Annotated in this window: 15 protein-coding genes; 2 read left to right on the forward strand and 13 right to left on the reverse strand. The window is 60.1% G+C overall.

The genetic code is table 11. The features are described 5' to 3' along the window. Positions 1-73: 73 nt before the first annotated feature. Positions 74-397, reverse strand: coding sequence for a RedY/HapK family protein (locus I6F28_RS35755; protein ID WP_225130111.1), 324 nt, complete (start codon positions 395-397; stop codon positions 74-76). 1,078 nt (positions 398-1,475) lie between these two features. Between I6F28_RS35755 and glmS the strand changes: the two genes are divergently transcribed. After that, on the forward strand, positions 1,476-3,308 hold the full coding sequence (glmS, locus tag I6F28_RS35760; protein ID WP_225130113.1) for a glutamine--fructose-6-phosphate transaminase (isomerizing): 1,833 nt from the start codon (positions 1,476-1,478) through the stop codon (positions 3,306-3,308). Between the two features lie 6 nt (positions 3,309-3,314). Further along, positions 3,315-3,743: a hypothetical protein gene (locus I6F28_RS35765; RefSeq protein ID WP_225130115.1), complete on the forward strand. Its 429-nt coding sequence runs from the start codon at positions 3,315-3,317 to the stop codon at positions 3,741-3,743. Positions 3,744-3,893: 150 nt separating this feature from the next. Here the strand turns inward: I6F28_RS35765 and I6F28_RS35770 are convergent, their stop codons facing one another. The 12 genes from I6F28_RS35770 to I6F28_RS35825 form a co-directional block, all read right to left on the reverse strand. Then, positions 3,894-4,556 carry an aquaporin gene (locus I6F28_RS35770; protein WP_225130131.1) on the reverse strand — a complete coding sequence of 221 codons (663 nt, stop codon included), beginning with the start codon at positions 4,554-4,556 and terminating at the stop codon, positions 3,894-3,896. A gap of 140 nt (positions 4,557-4,696) precedes the next feature. Next, complete coding sequence (locus I6F28_RS35775; protein WP_225130117.1) at positions 4,697-6,730, reverse strand: methyl-accepting chemotaxis protein; 2,034 nt, start codon at positions 6,728-6,730, stop codon at positions 4,697-4,699. Positions 6,731-7,027: 297 nt separating this feature from the next. Beyond that, positions 7,028-8,287, reverse strand: a complete 1,260-nt coding sequence (locus I6F28_RS35780; protein WP_225130118.1) for a Glu/Leu/Phe/Val family dehydrogenase — start codon at positions 8,285-8,287, stop codon at positions 7,028-7,030. A gap of 418 nt (positions 8,288-8,705) precedes the next feature. Continuing rightward, positions 8,706-10,103, reverse strand: coding sequence for an NAD(P)(+) transhydrogenase (Re/Si-specific) subunit beta (locus tag I6F28_RS35785; RefSeq protein WP_225130120.1), 1,398 nt, complete (start codon positions 10,101-10,103; stop codon positions 8,706-8,708). Positions 10,104-10,142: 39 nt separating this feature from the next. After that, positions 10,143-10,460 carry a proton-translocating transhydrogenase family protein gene (locus I6F28_RS35790; RefSeq protein ID WP_014492434.1) on the reverse strand — a complete coding sequence of 106 codons (318 nt, stop codon included), beginning with the start codon at positions 10,458-10,460 and terminating at the stop codon, positions 10,143-10,145. Positions 10,461-10,482: 22 nt separating this feature from the next. Then, positions 10,483-11,613: a Re/Si-specific NAD(P)(+) transhydrogenase subunit alpha gene (locus I6F28_RS35795; protein ID WP_225130122.1), complete on the reverse strand. Its 1,131-nt coding sequence runs from the start codon at positions 11,611-11,613 to the stop codon at positions 10,483-10,485. Between the two features lie 651 nt (positions 11,614-12,264). Then, positions 12,265-13,047, reverse strand: a complete 783-nt coding sequence (locus tag I6F28_RS35800) for an SDR family NAD(P)-dependent oxidoreductase (RefSeq protein WP_225131283.1) — start codon at positions 13,045-13,047, stop codon at positions 12,265-12,267. Further along, positions 13,044-13,364, reverse strand: coding sequence for a RedY/HapK family protein (locus tag I6F28_RS35805; protein ID WP_225131285.1), 321 nt, complete (start codon positions 13,362-13,364; stop codon positions 13,044-13,046). The genes I6F28_RS35800 and I6F28_RS35805 overlap by 4 nt, the downstream gene beginning before the upstream one ends. 276 nt (positions 13,365-13,640) lie before the next feature. Further along, positions 13,641-14,696 carry an LLM class flavin-dependent oxidoreductase gene (locus I6F28_RS35810; protein ID WP_225131287.1) on the reverse strand — a complete coding sequence of 352 codons (1,056 nt, stop codon included), beginning with the start codon at positions 14,694-14,696 and terminating at the stop codon, positions 13,641-13,643. 327 nt (positions 14,697-15,023) lie between these two features. Next, on the reverse strand, positions 15,024-16,649 hold the full coding sequence (locus I6F28_RS35815) for an ABC transporter substrate-binding protein (protein ID WP_225131289.1): 1,626 nt from the start codon (positions 16,647-16,649) through the stop codon (positions 15,024-15,026). Between the two features lie 215 nt (positions 16,650-16,864). Beyond that, complete coding sequence (locus I6F28_RS35820) at positions 16,865-17,599, reverse strand: GntR family transcriptional regulator (RefSeq protein WP_225131290.1); 735 nt, start codon at positions 17,597-17,599, stop codon at positions 16,865-16,867. A 298-nt stretch (positions 17,600-17,897) separates the two neighbouring features. Further along, a partial coding sequence (locus tag I6F28_RS35825) for a porin (RefSeq protein ID WP_225143641.1) occupies positions 17,898-18,373 on the reverse strand: 476 nt, incomplete at its 5' end.

The raw sequence follows: 18,373 nt of genomic DNA on the forward strand, positions 1-18,373 counted from the left end.
GTTTTTTCTTCGGGTGACGGGCAAGAACCGCCGGACAACGCAACTTTGGCTGGGAACGGTGAGGATGCGAGACTCATGCTTCGATCCGTTCTGACCAGACCGAAACTGTCTTAGATCTGTCGAGATATTTTTCGTAGAGTTCTTCGAGCATTTTCTTGCCGACGACGGCGAGCTCAGCTTGATAGGCTTTGCGATCGGTCACCTCAATGCGCTCGATATAGTCCCACGGCCCGCCTGATATGCCGACGCCGGTTTCCGTGATGCGGTGCGTCGAATAGCTGACGATAGTCTTCAATTTACTGGCGACGACATAGTCGACCTCGCGTTCGAAGCGTTCATACTCCGCTGCGCTGACACCCGGCTTCAGTGCGGCAAATACAAATCGGACAACAGCCATTTTCGATCCTTCTCGTGTCGCGGCATATCAAAATCCAAGTGGCCAGCTCTGAGCCAAGAGAGTCGGCAACGATCGCCTCAGTGCATTCCAGGGCGCACTTGCGCTGGCCCCTTAGCTGATGGACATCGCTCGGCGAAAATGCTCACACCAAACGCGCAGAGCGCCTCGTGCCCTAAGGGAACACATCGGTGAGGGTGCTCCGAGAACATGAGCGATGGTGGGCACGCGTTCGATGATTGCCGATTGCCGTCCGTGATGCTCGGCGCACTCCTAAGCATCGCTACCACTCTCAGGGCGTGAATAAGGGCCAAGTGCTGTACAGCACGAACGACAAAGGCAATCGCGCCGCACCCGGCGGGCTTTCAATTCACGGCCTGTCGATGGCCTTGATGTGATTAGCCGAGCAAGGGCCATATGAACTCCGGGCTGCGCTATCTGCCAGACGGCCACATTGAAACGAGTTTGCGCAGGACCTCAGCAAAGTGCGTGCCACAAACGGCTTATGCCACTTGCGTAGCAGGCGGACAAAACAACCACTTCACGCCGTACGGCGGAATACTTGCGGTCTTGTCGAATTTCGCACATGCACGTCTTGATCCACACACGGCTGAATATGATCAGCCGGCGACTGCGCGGCAGCGCCCTCTTCGCGGGCTTCCACCACGCCGATAAAATAACAAGGCGAAATGGGTGGACCGAATGTATCACACGATGAATGTGAATTCCTCTCGGCTACTCACCACACCGGAGCGATGTTAGATCGGGCAACGAGGTCGATGGGGAATGTCAGTATCTGGCCGAGTGAGCGAACATTCTGGGCCCCGCGGCTCCATTTAGGCGCCGAGCCATCGTCAGCAGAAGTCCCCCGGAATGCTTGATCAGCGTGATGATATACGTCTAGCAGCGTGTCCGGGAACCGGCCCAAATAGCTTGTAAAGTCGTTCGGTACTGGCATGCAAATTGCCAGCTCCGTGGCTAGCCAAATGGGGGGATTCATTGACCTGCCAACCCCTCTAGCTTGCCGCCTGACTCGAAAGACGATGTGGTTCAACGCTAGTTGCGGAGCATATTGACCTGCATGTGCGGAATTGTCGGCATTGTGGGACGCCGTCCGGTCTCCGAGCAATTAATCGTTTCCCTGAAGCAGCTAGAATATTGTGGCTATGACTCTGCAGGCGTGGCAACGCTGGAAGGCGGTCATTTCTACCGACAGCGTGCCGAGGGCAAGCTCAAGGCGTTAGAGAACCGCCTGCGCGCCGCGCCGGTGTGGGGGCATACCGGCATCGGGCATACCCGCTGGACCAGCCACAGAAAGGCGAGCGCGAAGAACGCCCATCTGCATGCGACTGACAATGTGTCGGTCGTTCATAACGGCGTAATCGAAAATTATCCTGAGCTGCGCGCCGAGTTGGAACGAAAGGGTGCACAATTCGCCTCCGAGACGGATACAGAGGTAGTCGCTCACATAGTCGAATCCCATTTGATCAAGGGCTATTCGCCTCAGGACGCGGTGAAGGCTTCGCTGCCCAAACTGGGTGGTCCGTTCGCGCTGGTTTTTCTGTTCAAGGGCTACGACGATTTATTGATCGGGGCCTGCAATGGGTCGCCGCTTGCTATCGGCCATGGCGACGGAGAAATGTATCTGGCGTCGGATGAGATTGCACTTGCGCCTTTCACGGAGCGCATTACCCATTTGGAAGACGGCGACTGGGCCGTTCTGACCCGCAACTCCTTCACGATCTACGACATGCAAGGCGTCATTGCCCATCGCGAGGTACTGAAATGCAGAGCCTCGCCGGCTCTCATCCGAAAGGCAAATTATCGTCCTTTCATGCTCAAGGAGATCCACAGGCAACCGAAAGTCGCCGGCCATACGCTGGCGCGCTATGTCGACGCGTCGGCCGATCGCGTCGCATTCCCTCAGACGCTGCCATTCGACTTCAATGACATTGGCCGAATATTGATCACCGGCTGCGGCACCGCACGCCATGCCGGCCACATCGGCAAATACTGGTTCGAGCGGCTGGCCCGCATCCCCGTCGAGGTCGATGTCGCTTCCGAATTACGCTACCGGGAACCGCCCTTGCGCGAGCGCGATCTCGCCATCCTCATTTCGCAATCCGGCGAGACGGCTGATACGCTGGCTGCGCTGCGTTTTGCCAAATCTCAGGGACTGCGCACGCTCTCCGTAGTCAACGTGCCGAGCTCGACAATTGCGCGAGAGAGCGAGACCGTGCTGCAGACGCTGGCCGGCCCCGAAATGGGCGTCCCCTCGACCAAAGCCTTCTCGTGCCAGTTGATCGTGCTCGCGGCTCTTGCGATCGCCAACGGGAGAGCGCGTGGTGAATTATCCCGGGCCACCGAGGCCACGCTCGTACAGGAGTTGCTCGAAGTTCCTCGCCTGATGACAGCTGCACTTGCAACCGAACCGCAAATCGAGAAGCTCGCGCGGGAGGTCGCCAAGTCGCGTGGCGTGCTATGTCTCGGTCGCGGCAGCTCCTTTCCGCTGGCGCTGGAAGGAGCGCTGAAGCTGAAAGAAATCGCCTATATCCACGCCGACGGCTATGCTGCGGGCGAGCTTAAACACGGTCCGCTTGCGTTGATAAGCGATGGTGTGCCTGTCGTGGTGATCGCCCCTTCCGACTCGCTGTTCCAAAAGACGGTCTCAAACATGCAGGAAGTTGCAGCAAGAGGTGGCAACATCATCCTAATAACCGATCCAAAGGGAGCCGAGGCGGCCTCTGTGAACTCGCTCGCGACCATCGTATTGCCTGACATGGGGGCAAGCTTTACTCCGATAGTTTATGACATTCCGATGCAGCTCTTGGCGTATCATACTGGGTTGCTGATGGGCACAGATGTTGACCAGCCACGCAATCTCGCTAGGTCTAAGTCGGTCATTGTCGAATAGGTTGCCTTGATTATCGCCGACCCGACGCTCACCACCAGAATATCGGCGTACTTCGAGCGGGTTGGTGACATCGGTCAAGTTGCGTCGAGCGCGCCGCAGCTTGACTCTCCCTTTGAACCTAAGCTGAACTGCAAGACGCCGGCCTTGGGCGATACCCCGCTCAGCACTTTACGTGACGCAATCAGCATCGCGCCAACCCTTCTTGGCGTGACCATCCCGCATAACGACCAACGCTTCATGGCATCGGGGCGCCGTCTTTCAAACGGCGCTCAAGATCTTCCGGTTTTCTTCCCAAATGCAGGAACTTGCCGGCGCCGCGGCTGTGGCGTGCTCATCTGGGCGGCGACGACCTCCCCGTCATTCATTGGCTGCACGATCGACCTGTTGGTAAGTGTGAGGAGCAGCCAGAGCGCAAGTTCAAGAAGACAGAATTGACGTGCCGACTGACGTCAATGAGATTGTCGATCACGTCAGCTGCGCCGGACCCTTTCGCTTCATTCTGCGTGTGCAGTGTTTTGCGAAAAGATCATGCTCAAACAATTACCTAAAGCGCAATGACGATTTCTTCCTAATCTCATCGCCCTTTCAGGCGGTGTTCCTAAATAACCATGCAGCGAGCGTTGTGGCCGCAAGGGCCCCAATCAGTTGCGCGATGATGAAGGGAACAACGCTACTCGGAGCGATACCGGCAAAGGTGTCGGACAGCGATCGTGCGATCGTCACCGCGGGATTGGCGAACGAAGTGGATGCGGTGAACCAGTAGGCGGACGTTACGTACAAGCCAACGGCGTAAGGAACCACAGCGGGAGTTCGGCTCGCGCAGCCGAAGATCGTGACGAGCAAACCGAACGTTGCGGCGGCTTCTGCGATCCACTGTCCTGCTCCGGTTCGTTGTGTGAGCGAGACTTGCCAGAGCGGAATATCGAACATCAAATGTGCCGCAAAGACCCCCGTGAGCGAACCGGCAATCTGCGCGAGAATATAGGCCCACAGGGCTCGCCACGTCAGTTCGCCTCGCAAGGTCAAGGCCAGACTCAGCGCGGGATTGAAGTGCGCTCCCGACAGCGGCCCGAAGACCAGGATCAGGACGACCAGGATCGCACCAGTGGAGATGGTGTTGCAGAGAAGCGCGAGCGCGACGTTGCCGCCGGCGAGCCGCTGCGCCATGATACCGGACCCGACCACGGCAGCGAGAAGGAACGCCGTGCCGAGCCCCTCCGACACAATGCGTCGTCCCATGGACGGCATCAGAATTGTCCGAGCGGCGCATTTCGTAGGACCGATCTCCTCAAGTCCGCTCTTTCGCGCCATTTCATCTCGCCGGTCATCGGGTTGCATTGAGTGTTCCTGCACAAGGGACATTTTGGCTGCTCGACCGCTTGGGCCGCTCACGCTCGTCGCAAGGATGCAATGAAGCGGCTCAATTCAGCGGTCAACTCAGAACTGCTCTTGGACAGCGCCTGCGCCGACTGCAGGACGCCGCCTGCCGCTGTATCCGTGGTTGCGGCGCCATGGGCGACCTGGCTCATTCCGCTCGCAACCTCCGAGGTTCGCGCGGCGGTCTGCTGGATGTTGTGCGCAATCTCGCGCGTTGCCAACAGCTGCTGTTCAACAGACTCCGACACAGCACCCGAAATCTGCGAGATGCGGTCGATCGTTGCGCTAATGGAAACGATTTCAATCACCGATTTGCGGGCGACCGACTGCATCGCGCCGATTTGCGCAGCAATCTGCGAGGTGGCATCAGAAGTCTGATCCGCCAAAGCCTTGACTTCCTGCGCGACCACCGCAAAGCCGGTGCCGTATTCGCCCGCACGTGCGGCTTCAATCGTGGCGTTGAGCGCAAGCAAGTTGGTCTGGCGTGCCACTTGCGCAATGAGCCGAACGACGTCGCCGATCCGTTCGGCCGCATCAGTGAGCTCGGAGATCTGCCTGTCAGTCTGCGCCGCCTGGCGGACCGCCTCCAGCGCAATCTTCGAGGATTCCTGCACCTGCCGCCCAATTTCGGAGGCAGAGGTCATCATCTGTTCCGTCGCGGCAGCAATGAGCTGGATATTGGAAGAGGCGCTGTCGGATGCTGCCGAGACGTGGCTCGAAACGCCGGTCGTGTGCTTGGCCGACTGAGTGAGGCCAAGAGCCGCACTTTCAAGCTGGCGGGAGGCGTTAGCCACCGTCTGAATGACGTTACCGACGGCCGCCTCGAACGCATCAGCAAGCCGCTCTAGCTCCGCGCGGCTTCGCTCGCCCTGCAGGCGGTCGCGTTCCAACTGTTCGGCAAGGTCGCGCTCAGCCTTCAGGCGCATGCCCTGCTTGAAGTCCTCGACCGCCCGTCCCATGTCCCCGATCTCATCTTTACGATCAAGACCCGGCAGAACAATCTCGAACTGACCGGCACCAAGCTGACGCATCGCCACCGTCATACGTGAAATGGCACCGCCAATGCGACGGCCGAACAGCAGCGCAAACGTCGCGACCAGGCCCATCGCCCCAACCACCAGCCAAAACAGGAGATCGCGGGCATTTGCCGCGCGCAAGCCAGCCGCGGCGCTTCGGCGATCGGCTTCTGCAATTGCCTGTGCCAATGCCGGTCGATGGCTGCCATAAACCTTGGCAATATCCTCCATCTCCTCGTTCAGCGACTGCTGGACCAACATGAAGGCAGAAAATGCGGCTTGATAGGACTTGAGAAGCCTCTCAAGTTCGGGGCGAATACCCGGTGAGAGATCTGAGGTGGCCAGCAGCCCGGCGAATTCGGCGCCAGACTTGTCAAAATCCTGGCCGTATTTTTCTTCGCCGTGCAGCATGAAATCCTTTTCATACCCGCGCATCCTCTCCATGAGAACGGTCAACCTTGGCTGGTCGAGCTCGGCAAGCCGCCCTTCCAGCTGAAGCTCGGCCGTGCGCAGCCCGCCCTGGAGCCCCTCCTCGGCGTTAAAACCAAGCGCGCGCTCGGCCGAGACGATGTTCTGAAAGCGAGCGGCGTAGAGGTCGATCCCGCTCCGCAGTCCGGAAGAGCTCTTGAGAGGATCGCCCTCAGGCAATCGCGCCGCAATGCCTTCGATGTCGCCGAGCATCGCCATTTCGTGCTTGAGCAGCTCGGCATGGCGCTCAATCATTGCCTCGTCGCGCCGACGCAGGAATTCGGTCGTCACATGTTGCGATTCCAGAAAGCTCTGGGAGAGCGCCGCAAACCGGTCACGAACGCGAGCGGCCTCGTCCGCATCACCCTGGACCTGCGCCGCGTGGTTCAACCCGACCAGGCAGATCGCGCCGGTCGCAATGACCGCGATGATGCCAAGCAGGCCGATCTTTAATCGCAAGGAGGCACTGAATGTTCGGCTGGCCGGAATCTGCAGCTTGAGCAAGCGCCACAATGGGGTGCGTTTGAACGAGAGCGCGCGAAGTGTGAGAGCTGAGAACAATGCTTTCTTTCCTTAAATGGCGCATGGCTTGCCAATCCTGCGGCCGATGAAAAACTGTAAGACGTGAGACTATCACTCAACGCTAAACATGCCGCTGCCGTTTGTCGGCGACGGCCCAGCTAAGTCTAGGGCGAACTGGCAGACAGACCGATCTGCCAGTGGATTGGGTGCATTTGTGCTCGCCAAGGAGACCATCAGGACGAGCGCACAGGTCAGTTGGGGCTCATCATTCAAGTGGCTCGTTAGCGGCAGCATAGGGGGCCTACGGCGGCTCCACGCGAGGGAAGAACTAGGTTTTTACGGGAACAGGCCGCGTGTTTCCTTGGCACCGCGAACACGCTCGACGCCTATTGCCATGGCCGCGGTGCGATTGAACAGATTTTCGCCTTTGCTTCGCGCCAGGACACGCTCGAAAGCACGATCCAGGAGTTGATACTCCCGGCGCATGACTTCCTCCTCCTCCCAGAACAATCGCTGAAGGTCCTGCACCCATTCAAAGTAACTGACGACAACACCTCCCGAATTGCAGAGAATATCGGGAATGACGAACACCTCGTCCTGGCGTCCTTCCAGAATTCGGTCAGCTTCCGGCGTGGTCGGTCCGTTGGCGCCTTCGGCAAGGATCCGGCAGCGCAGTTTAGCGGCCATTCCAGCGTCGATGACCCGTTCGACGGCAGCCGGAACAAGCACGTCGCACGGCACGGTCAGGATCTCTGCAGGATCCAGAGCGAGCTCATTGGAGTAGCCATCAAGGCTTCCTTGCGAGGCTGCGTGCCGGACCAGTTGTGGTATGTCGAGCCCACGAGGGCGGTAGAGCGCGCCGGTGTGATCGCTGACCGCGATCACTTTCACTCCCATGTTATGCAGCTCAAGCGCGGCGATCGAACCGACGTTTCCAAATCCTTGAACAACCGCCGTTGAGCCATTGAGACGGATTTTGAGCTCGTCTGCAGCGCGCCTGACCAGATGAGCCACACCCCGGCCTGTCGCTTCACGACGGCCGAGCGTTCCACCAGCGCTGACGGGCTTGCCCGTCACGATCTCGGTGACGGTTTGGCCCTGGTACATCGAATAAGTATCCATGAACCAGGCCATGATCTGCTCGTTCGTACCGAGGTCAGGAGCCATAACATCGGTGTGTGGCCCAACGAAGGGGATCATTTCCTGCATATAACGGCGCGAAAGCGCCTCAAGCTCGCGCTTCGACAAGGTCGAGGGGTCGACATTGATGCCGCCCTTGGCCCCGCCATACGGCAATCCGACCAGGGCACATTTCCAGCTCATCCAAATGGCGAGCGCTGCAACTTCGCCGAGGTCGACTGTGGGCGCGAACCTGGTGCCCCCTTTTGTCGGGCCAAGCGTCAAATGATGCTGTACCCGGTAGCCCTCGAACACCGCGGTGGTGCCATCATCCCGGTGAATTGGACACGATACTGTGACAGATCGCTTCGGCAACAACAGGCGCGGTCTCGCATCATCCGGTATGCTCAGGTAATTCGCGATCACCTCGAATTGCTTTACGGCCATCTCAAACACTGGCCCACGATATGCAGTCACGCTAGCTCCTCAAGCTGGATATGAAAAATTGAACGCTCATGCGTCGGGACGCTTTGGGCCCTGAACAGGTGATGCGATTTCGGGACGTGGAGATGGTCGCCGTTACCGCAAGAGCGCAGCTTGCGCTCACGCCGAATAGAGGACCAATGCCACGAAAGCGAGATTGACGAGGGCGGCCACGATCGCCAGCAACCAAGTGGTCGCAGGCGAAATGTCTGGAGTATCTTGCGAGTCTGGGATCCAAAGGGGCGGCGGCGGCATCTCAATGTCTCCGAAAGCTTGCATTACAGCGAATCGAGCAAGCAAGATGAAATTGCCTCATGGCCATCAGGCGAGCCAGTTGTTCAAATCTATGGCGCGGCCGCGCTGATCTTGATCAAGAGTAGAGAGGCTCTGAACCATGTTTAGCTCGTGGCGTTCACATCGCCTTGACGATGTTCTCGGTAACCTTCTTGGCGTCGCCGAGCAGCATCATGGTGTTGTCGCGGTAGAACAACGGGTTGTCGATGCCCGCGTAACCCGAAGCCAGCGAGCGCTTGATGAACATCACCGTTCCGGCCTTCCAGACCTGCAGCACCGGCATGCCGTAGATCGGCGAGGACTTGTCCTCTTCGGCCGCCGGATTGGTCACGTCGTTGGCGCCGATCACGAAGGCGATGTCGGCCTGCGCGAACTCGGAGTTGATGTCCTCGAGCTCGAACACCTCGTCATAGGGCACGTTGGCTTCGGCCAGCAGCACGTTCATGTGGCCGGGCATGCGGCCCGCGACCGGGTGAATGGCGTATTTCACCTCGACGCCTTCCTTCTTCAGGATGTCGGCCATCTCGCGCAGCGCGTGCTGGGCCTGCGCCACCGCCATGCCGTAGCCGGGCACGATGATGACCTTGGAGGCGTTCTTCATGATGAAGGCGGCATCGTCGGCCGAGCCGAGCTTGGCGGGCTTCTGCTCGCCCGTACCGCCGCCGGCCGCAGCGGTCTCACCGCCAAAGCCGCCGAGGATGACCGAGATGAAGGACCGGTTCATCGCATGGCACATGATGTAGGACAGGATCGCGCCCGAGGAGCCGACCAGCGCGCCGGTGATGATCAGCGCGGAATTGCCGAGCGTGAAGCCGATGCCCGCGGCCGCCCAACCCGAATAGGAGTTCAGCATCGAGATCACGACCGGCATGTCGGCGCCGCCGATCGGGATGATCATGAGCACGCCGAGCAGAAGCGCCAGGATGACGTTGAGCCAGAAGAACACCAGGCTGCCGGTGACGACGAGGCCGACGATGCAGGCGACCAGCGCCACCGCGAGGGCGACGTTGATCACGTGGCGGGCCGGCAGGATGATCGGAGCGCCGCTCATGCGCGCCGAGAGCTTGAGGAATGCGATCACCGAGCCGGTGAAGGTCAGCGCGCCGATGGCGACGCCGAGCGACATTTCGACCAGGCTCTGGGTGTGGATATTGCCGGGCGTACCGATGTCGAAAGCCTCGGGCGCGTAGAACGCGCCGGCGGCGACCAGCACCGCGGCCATGCCGACCAGCGAGTGGAAGGCGGCAACCAGCTCCGGCATCGACGTCATCGGCACGCGCCGGGCGATCACCGCGCCGATCGCGGCGCCGATCGCGATGCCGACGATCACCAGCACCCAGGCGAGCCCGTCGGCCGGCGGATGGTTGGCAAGCGTGGTGGCGACCGCGATCGCCATGCCGATCATGCCGAACAAATTGCCCTGGCGCGATGAAGCCGGGCTCGACAACCCGCGCAGCGACAGGATGAACAGCACTCCCGCCACGAGATACAGAAATGCAGAGAGGTTGGCGCTCATCTCAGGTCCCCATTGATCCCATCAGCCCGAGGTGGCCGCTTACTTCGACTTCTTCTTGTACATCGCCAGCATGCGCTGGGTGACAAGGAAGCCGCCGAAGATGTTGATGCAGGCAAAGATCAGCGCGACAAAGCCGAAGGCACGGGCCCAGCCCGAGCCGCTCGAGACATTCGCGACGCCGCCGGCAAGCAGCGCGCCGACCACGATCACCGAGGAGATCGCGTTGGTCACGCTCATCAGCGGCGTGTGCAGCGCCGGCGTCACCGACCACACCACGAAATAGCCGACGAAGACGGCGAGAACGAAGATCGACAGCCGGAAGATGAAGGGGTCGACGACCTGTGCAGCATGCTCCATGGCGGCTCTCCTTAAACCCGATTTAAGATGATTTGGGCTGGAAGTTCGGGTGGATGACGGCGCCGTCTTTCGTCAGCGCCGTGGCCTTGACCAGCTCATCGTCCCAGTTCACGGCGAGCTTCTTCTCTTTCTTGTCGACCATGGTCTCGATGAAGGAGAACAGGTTGCGGGCATAGAGGCTGGAGGCCGAGGCCGCGACGCGGCCGGCGACGTTGGTGTAGCCGACGATCTTGATGCCATCGAGGTCGACGACCTCACCGGCCTTGGCACCCTCGACATTGCCGCCGCGCTCGACGGCGAGATCGACCAGTACCGACCCCGGCTTCATCGACTTGACCATGTCGGCGCTGACGAGCTTCGGCGCCGGCCGGCCCGGGATCAGCGCGGTGGTGATCACGATGTCCTGCTTCTTGATGTGTTCGGCGGTGAGCGCGGCCTGCTTGGCCTGGTACTCCCTAGACATTTCCTTGGCGTAACCACCAGCGGTCTGCGCGTTCTTGAACTCCTCGTCCTCGACGGCGAGGAATTTCGCACCGAGCGATTCCACCTGCTCCTTCGTCGCGGGCCGGACGTCGGTCGCGGTGACCACCGCGCCGAGGCGGCGCGCGGTCGCGATCGCCTGGAGGCCCGCAACGCCGACGCCCATCACGAACACCTTGGCAGCGGGCACGGTGCCGGCCGCGGTCATCATCATCGGAAAGGCGCGGCCGAACGCCTCGGCGCCCTCGATCACGGCGCGGTAACCGGCGAGGTTGGCCTGCGAGGACAGCACGTCCATCACCTGCGCGCGGGTGATGCGCGGCATCAGTTCCATCGCGAAGGCGGAGACGCCGGCATCGGCTATCGTCTTCAGCGCGGCCTCGTTGCCGTAAGGGTCCATGATGGCGATGACGAGCGCGCCGCGCTTGTACTGCGCCAGCTCGGACGCCTCGGGACGCTTCACCTTGATGATGATATCGGCGTCCTTGAGCGCGTCAGTGCTGACGGTGGCGCCGGCCGCGGTGAATTCGGAATCCGGCAGGCCCGACTTGATGCCGGCGCCCGCCTCCACGGCGATTTCGGCGCCCAGCGCCCTAAACTTCTTCACCGTATCAGGCGAAGCGGCGACACGCGGCTCCGACGGATCGATTTCCTTGGCAACGGCGATCTTCATGACACCTCCCGGCGAGCGCCGCCTGTCTTCGTAGCAGTATTCCGAGCGCACCGGCCTGCAGAACGCCCGAATTGGTTCGTAGTGATGACTTGTTCGCACTGGATATAAGGCTCGTTTGGCAGACTCTATCAGATGCCCTGCGCCGTTCTTTGGGGGGGGGGGGGCGCCGAGCCTTTCAAGCTCTCTCGACCAAGATCTGTGCCGCTCTCCCAGTCAGTCCGATCCGCCGACCGCAATCAATCCGCTGGTCCGAATGATTAGGCAATGTTGCCCGCGCGTCATTCCATGACATCTCGCCTTGCGCCGCGCTGAGATACGGTCCTTCGTGTCACCCGTGCAACGAAAGCTAGCTCACACTTGCCGCGGATGAGGCTCAAGGTCAGGCGCCAGTACTGCGGCCAGCTGCCGATTGGCCTCACATAGGATCCCGCCCCATTGCATTTCCCCTCGGGTCTACGGGCAAACTAGCACCGGGAAGACGTCGTTTCTCGGCGATCTGACTGCCTTCGCTGGAAACTAGCGGTGAAACTCCACGAAAGACTGGAGGTAAGTGAATGATTCCTGCAAGATACGATGGATTTTGACGCGCGAACGAATCAGCATCGGAAAGCACCCGCACCGAATGTCGCGCGCTCTGGCGCAGCCGGAGACCTAACTGGTCGTCGTGAGGTTGAGTTTCAGCGTGCGCGGCAGCGATCGTCCGCCATCCATGACGATTGATTGTCCCGTCACCGCGGAAAACTCCGATGTACAGAGAAACGCCACCATCCGGGCGACCTCCTGTTCGGTGACCAGTCGCGCCATCGGTGTTTCCATGACGACGCTGGCCTTGTAGTCGGCCATCATATTGGTACGCTCGCTGGCGATCTGGCCGGGTACGATCGCGTTGACCGTAACGAGCGGCGCAAATTCGAGCGCGAGGCACTGCGTCAAATGGATCAAAGCCTCTTTGGCAAGCCCGTATACCGAATGCGACCTCGCATAGGCCGAGGTTGCGCTCACATTGATGATCCGGCCCCAGCCCATTCGCTCCATGCCTGTGATCGCGCTTTGAGCAAGCTGGTACGGGGTCCTTAGATTCACCGCCATGACCGTCTCCCACTCCGACAAGGATAGCGACCGAAACGGTGTATCTGAATAGGGACCCGCATTGTTGACTAGGATGCCTAAGGCTCCCAGTCGCTCTGTGACCCGGCATACAAGCGCTGCCGCCGCCTCTGGGTCTCTTAGGTCAACCGGAAACAGCATCGCTTTTCCACCGATCGCGGCGATGCGAGCGACAATGCTTTCGCCCTCGCTCAAAGCACGCCGGCAATGCACCGCGACACGCGCCCCACGCCGGGCGAGCTCGACTGCGATTGCAGCGCCGGTGCCTGATGAGGAGCCGGTGACAAGGGCGACCTTGCCGTTGAGATCACATTCGCCCGCACTCATGGATCGATTCTCCTAGACCAGATCAACTTCAGCTTCGACTCGTCCAGATATTTGTTGTGTATCAGGTCGATCAGATCCTTGGCGGATGTGGCGAGCTCCGCCTCATAGGCGGCGCGATCGGTCACCTCGATGCGCTCGATGTAATCCCAGGGGCCGCCGTCGAACGGCACCGGCTCCGTCAGGCGATGAATCCGATAGCTGATGATCGTCTTCAGCTTTGCTGTAAACGGATAGTCAACCTCGCGCTCGAAGCGTTCATATTCGTCCGGGTCGACACCGGTTTTCAAGGCGGTCAGGATATAGACGACCGTCGTCATCATTTGCTCCTTATGAATATTGCTCAGAGAGGACGAACGAGCTTTGATAGCCTGAAGGCCAAGCTTCGGCAGATCCTTATGTTTGGGATCATCGGGCGCCGATAAGTACCGCTGTCCGCCAAGCACGAGCCACTCGTCTTCACCATCCCGCTCGTCTCCGACGCCAAGCTACACGCGTCATCCGTCACGTCCCTGGCAGGGCTTCGATCAGCGCGGCGCAAAGAGCCCGCGAGGAGACTGCCAGTCCTCTTTTGGGAAAAAAAGTTGGCTCGAGGCTTATGCCTGCCGATCGCTCGACGCCTTCGCGAAAGCCGCCTCGACGGCCGGCCAGACTTGCGTTCCGAAGCGCATGATGACGTCTTCGTAACTGACGCCAGGAGCCGGAACCGGAAAGATGTTGAAGCCGGTGACGCCGGCGCGGCGGAGGTCAATGACGTGCTGGGTCACCTCTTCGACAGTCCCGCAGAGGGTGAGAGCATCGACATGGCGGTCGGTGACGAGAGGAAATAATGCGGCGAACGGGGCGACGCCGGCAGCATAAGGGACTGGACCAATGGCATCGACGACCTCTTTTGGCAATGTAAGTCCCTGTGTCTGAAGCGTGTAGAACCGCGAAGTGGCTTGCGCAATGATCCGCGTCACTGAAGGGCGCAATATATCGCGCGCCTGCTTACCGTCATTGGCGATACAGCAATCAAGGCGCGCGACAAGCTTGATCTCGCCCGGAGAACGGCCGGCCTTTGTCGCCCCCTCGGCGACGGCCGACGCGAAGGCCTTTGCTTCGTCGACAGAGCCGCACCCTTCCATCATCACGCCATCGGCGACTGCGCCGCCCAATTTCTGACCGAGCGGACCATTGCTTGCGACGCGAACAGGGACGCGCGCGCGCGGCGGCGTGAAATTCAATCGGCCGCGGTGAAATCGAATGATCTCGCCCTGGTAGTCGACCTCCTGCCCGGCCATGAGCTGACGAATCAGATCGACGGCTTCGCGAATGGCGAGAGGCGGCTTGCGCGATTGGATCCCGAGCTCGGCGAAGCCGGAGACACCCGCGCCGATGCCGAGAATGGTGCGCCCCTTCGAGATTTCATCGAGGGTGCCCAGGGCCATGGCGGTCAAAGCCGGGTGGCGCGCGAACGGATCGGTCACGCAGGGACCAAGCTTGACGCGTGAGGTTTGCCCGGCCAGATAGGACAGACACGAGTAGGTTTCGCGGTAGAAGCGCTCATCCGCAAGCCAGACGGTTTCAAATCCGCTCTCTTCGGCAAGCCTGGTACGAGCGGCAAGGCGGGACACCGGTTGGTCGCCGAGCATCAACAGTTCTATCGACATGAACGTCTCCGACAGTTGCCTCCCTCCGCGCTCAAGCGAGCTGACCCGGCCGAGAGGTGATGAAGAAAAAGGGCTTGACTTGCCGCCTCGCCGGTCCGCGGCCAGGTCCCTAACCAGCCGAGGCATCCGATCCTTGAGGGCGAATGCGCGATGACGCCGAGCCACGTATTCGGGCGTCGCCATGGCGCCGGCCTTCACGAGGGTGGATTACCGGGCAACAGATAGACGAAGAAAGCCGGTCACGCTGACGCCGAATAGGGTCGGCGTCAGCAAAGAGTGACTGGCGAAGCACGAAAGCGAAGAACGACATGCGCGTCCAGGCCGCTCTCAACTCAGCTTCATCTTGTTGAAGCGCTCGAAGGAATCCCAGTACTTCGCAACGCCCGCGAGCTCGGAACGAGTCACCCTCGCCCAATTGTCATACCAAAGCAGACCCCAGGCCGCGTCATCCAGAAGAATCTTCTGCGCATCCTTGACTGCGGCCATGCGCCTGGCTGGATCAGCCTCTCGGATATTCTCGTCGATGATCTTGTCGAGGGCAGGATTGGCGTAGCCCCCCTTGTTGGTCGCGCTGGCTTTGCTGTGAAAATTCCAATAGAGGTGATAGAATGGGTCGTTGATCCAGGACTGCCACGATTCAATCGACAGCTCGTGCCCGCCGGTCGATGACAGTTGGCGGAAGGTCGCGTCAGTCTCCTTCTCGATGCTGACCCGGAATCCGATTTTCTCCAGTTCGCGCTGAATCCATATCGCTGCTTGCTCATGCGGCGCATATCCAACACGCACCGCGAGCTTGACCGGGATCGGCTCCGAGCCGAGCCCAGCTTCCGCCATCAGTGATTTTGCTTTGGCGACATCGTAATTGTACGGCGAGAGCGAACCATCATGGCCGGGCGTTTGAGCTGCGATCGGGCTTTTCATCTGTTCGCCATAACCGTAGAGGACGTTCGGGATGATTGCGTGGATCGGCATCGCGTAATTGATCGCCTGGCGAACTTTCACGTTATCGAACGGTTTTTTCTTCAGATTCATGCAGAGAAAATTGCAATTGGTGTCGGGCAGCGACACGACATTGAGACCCGGCTCGCCCTCAAGGCTCTTGAGATTCTTCGGCGACATCGAGTTGGGTCCGATCACCATGTCGATGGCTTTGCGCTTAAGCAGGAGAATCCGGTCAGCCTCATTCGCCGTTGATTTGATGACGATGCGCTTGAAATAGGGTGACGCCCCCCAATAGCCTTGTGTGGCTTCCAGAACCACCTCGACGCCTGGCTCGTTTCTGACGGCTTTATAGGGCCCGAGCCCGGCCGTGTTGCGCTTAAGCCATTGAGAGGCCCAAGGATCGTCGGCGGTCGCGTGCAGCTTGATCTCTTCGGGATCAAGAAGTGCGTTGTTGGACAAGGACAGCACGTCGAGCAACATGGCACTCGGCGCCGGCAGGTTGATCGCAAAGGTACTATCGTCGCGCACCTCGAATTGATCTGCCTCCGTCACCCCGATCATGGTTGGAAAGATGAGCCGCATGTAGCCGGAAGATTGCAGCCCACGGTCGAAGAGATATTTCACCGCGTTCGCATTCACCGGCCGGCCGCTCGGAAATTTCAGGCCACGACGGATGTTGACGACAAGGGTTTTGTTGTCGTTCTCATACGTCCAGCTTTCGCCGATGCCGCTTGCGAAAACAGCGGGCTTGGAAATCGCAAGGTTAGGCGATCCGGCGACTGGCTCTGCACCCCAGCTCAGCACCGTGTCGTAGATGTTTGCCTGAACGATATAAGCGCCGTCGGACTTGAATTGCGCCGGATCGAAGGAATCGATATCCGTGCCCCAGGCCACCGTGAGCGTCGGACCAGCCTGTGCATTTGCAGACCCGGTAAAAAGGCCCGGCGTGAACATCGCACTGCCGCTCGCCGCCAGCTTGAGAAAGCTGCGGCGTGATTGATTTCCCAACATTCAAGTCCCCTGCGTAGGTTCTGGATTTGCGTGAACAAGCTCGAATGACGTGGATAGCTCTGTCTCGTGCGCACGAGTCTTCGAAGGCGCTCCCGCAAAGGAGCGACCCAGGAAGTTCCGCTTGCGTCCGCACAATCGACGATCGCGGAGATAAAGATGCGCCTGACGTGTTCAGACACACAGCTCGGGATAAGGCATGAACCGCTGCAGGATCCTCAGGCAGAGGCGTTTCCGCGCCTGCCTTTCGGAGCGGCCGCCGATCGCTTCTTTACGGGTTTGTCGATAACGCGCGAGAGGCAATTGGCCGCCTGCATGATGTCATCGGTCACAGCCGCGCGGGCGGCGGGGCCGTCGCGATGCGTCAGCGCATCAAGGATGCGGCGATGAGCATCCATGGAGCGGCGCAGGTGCGCGGCGTCGGGCGCAACGAGCACGAAGCACGGGCCAATCAGAACCCAGAAATTCTCGACCGCACCAAGGATGATGGGTGCTTGAGCGATCTCATAGATCCGCCTATGAAAGGCGAAATTCGCCGATAGATAAGCGGGCACATCGACTGCATCGGCCGCCGCCTGGAGACGATCATAGAGCTCAGCGACCTCACTATCGTCAACGCCCGTCATGCGGATTGCCGCGCGCTCGGCAAGAAGCCCCTCAAGCGCCACCCGTGCATCGCGCACGTCGCGCAATTGCGCGCCTGACAGATGAACGACGCTCAGGCGCGCCGTGTCGCTGAACTCGAATGCACCTTCAGCCTGCAGGCGGCGGAGCGCCTCGCGCACCGGCATCGGGCTCGAACCCAACGCCTCGGCAAGTCCTCGAATTGTCAGCCTCTGGCCCGGCGCGAAGCGGCCGGCCATTACGCCGTCACGCAAATGCCGGTAAACCTGATCCGCCATCGAGTCCCGGGCAACGGACGGCAGTAGCGGCAGCGGTTTCTTGTCCTTCACCTTCGCGGGTCCCCCCAAGTCTTAATTTCGGATATGTGATCACAAATTCGCGTCTACGTCAAGTTTGCTCAGCCCATTCTTGATTTTGGACTTAAGGTTGCAGACTTGTCGGGTCGTTCGGTCAACGTGAGACTTCAGATGGGACGCGAGCGGCGGAGCACCGTTCGTCCCGCGGATCATGGGCCTGAAAAACCGGTTCTTGGAAAGGCCTCCGGCGGGCATGCCGGAGGCCTTCTGGAGGTCAAACTCGATTCTAAAAGCCTCTTCCTTTCTCCTTCGTGCTAGTTGCCAAAACAGATCACCAATTGCGCTGAGCTCGCAGGAGCAAGCTCACCGTGCTCTGGTCCTTCAGCTCGTAGGTAACTCCGGGCTTGGCAATACCCGTCTGCGCCGGCAACACCACAGTGCCGCCGGCCGCATACTTCTGGTCGAGCACGCTGTATGCCAGATCGGCCGAGAAGGTCAGGTTCTTGACCGGAGTCCAGCGAGTGATCACGCCTGCGACCGCATAGTTGAAGTCGGGGTTGCAGCCGGCCGCGCCGCTCGAGAGCGCAAGGCCCGCGACGAATGCACCGCAGATGTAGCCTTTCGCTGCACTATTATATCGCGCAGCAGCCCACGCACCGTAGATGCCAGTGTTCCAGTAAGGATCCCAGTTGTGGGTATAGCCGCCACGGAAGCCGTAGGTGGTGGTCAGTTCCTGACGGGAGCCCGCCACGAAGACCGAGTCGGCGAGACCGGCAAGGCCGACGCTCTGGTAGACCCCCGCAAGTC

It is taken from the genome of Bradyrhizobium sp. NBAIM14, from assembly GCF_020193895.1.
Classification (GTDB): domain Bacteria; phylum Pseudomonadota; class Alphaproteobacteria; order Rhizobiales; family Xanthobacteraceae; genus Bradyrhizobium; species Bradyrhizobium yuanmingense.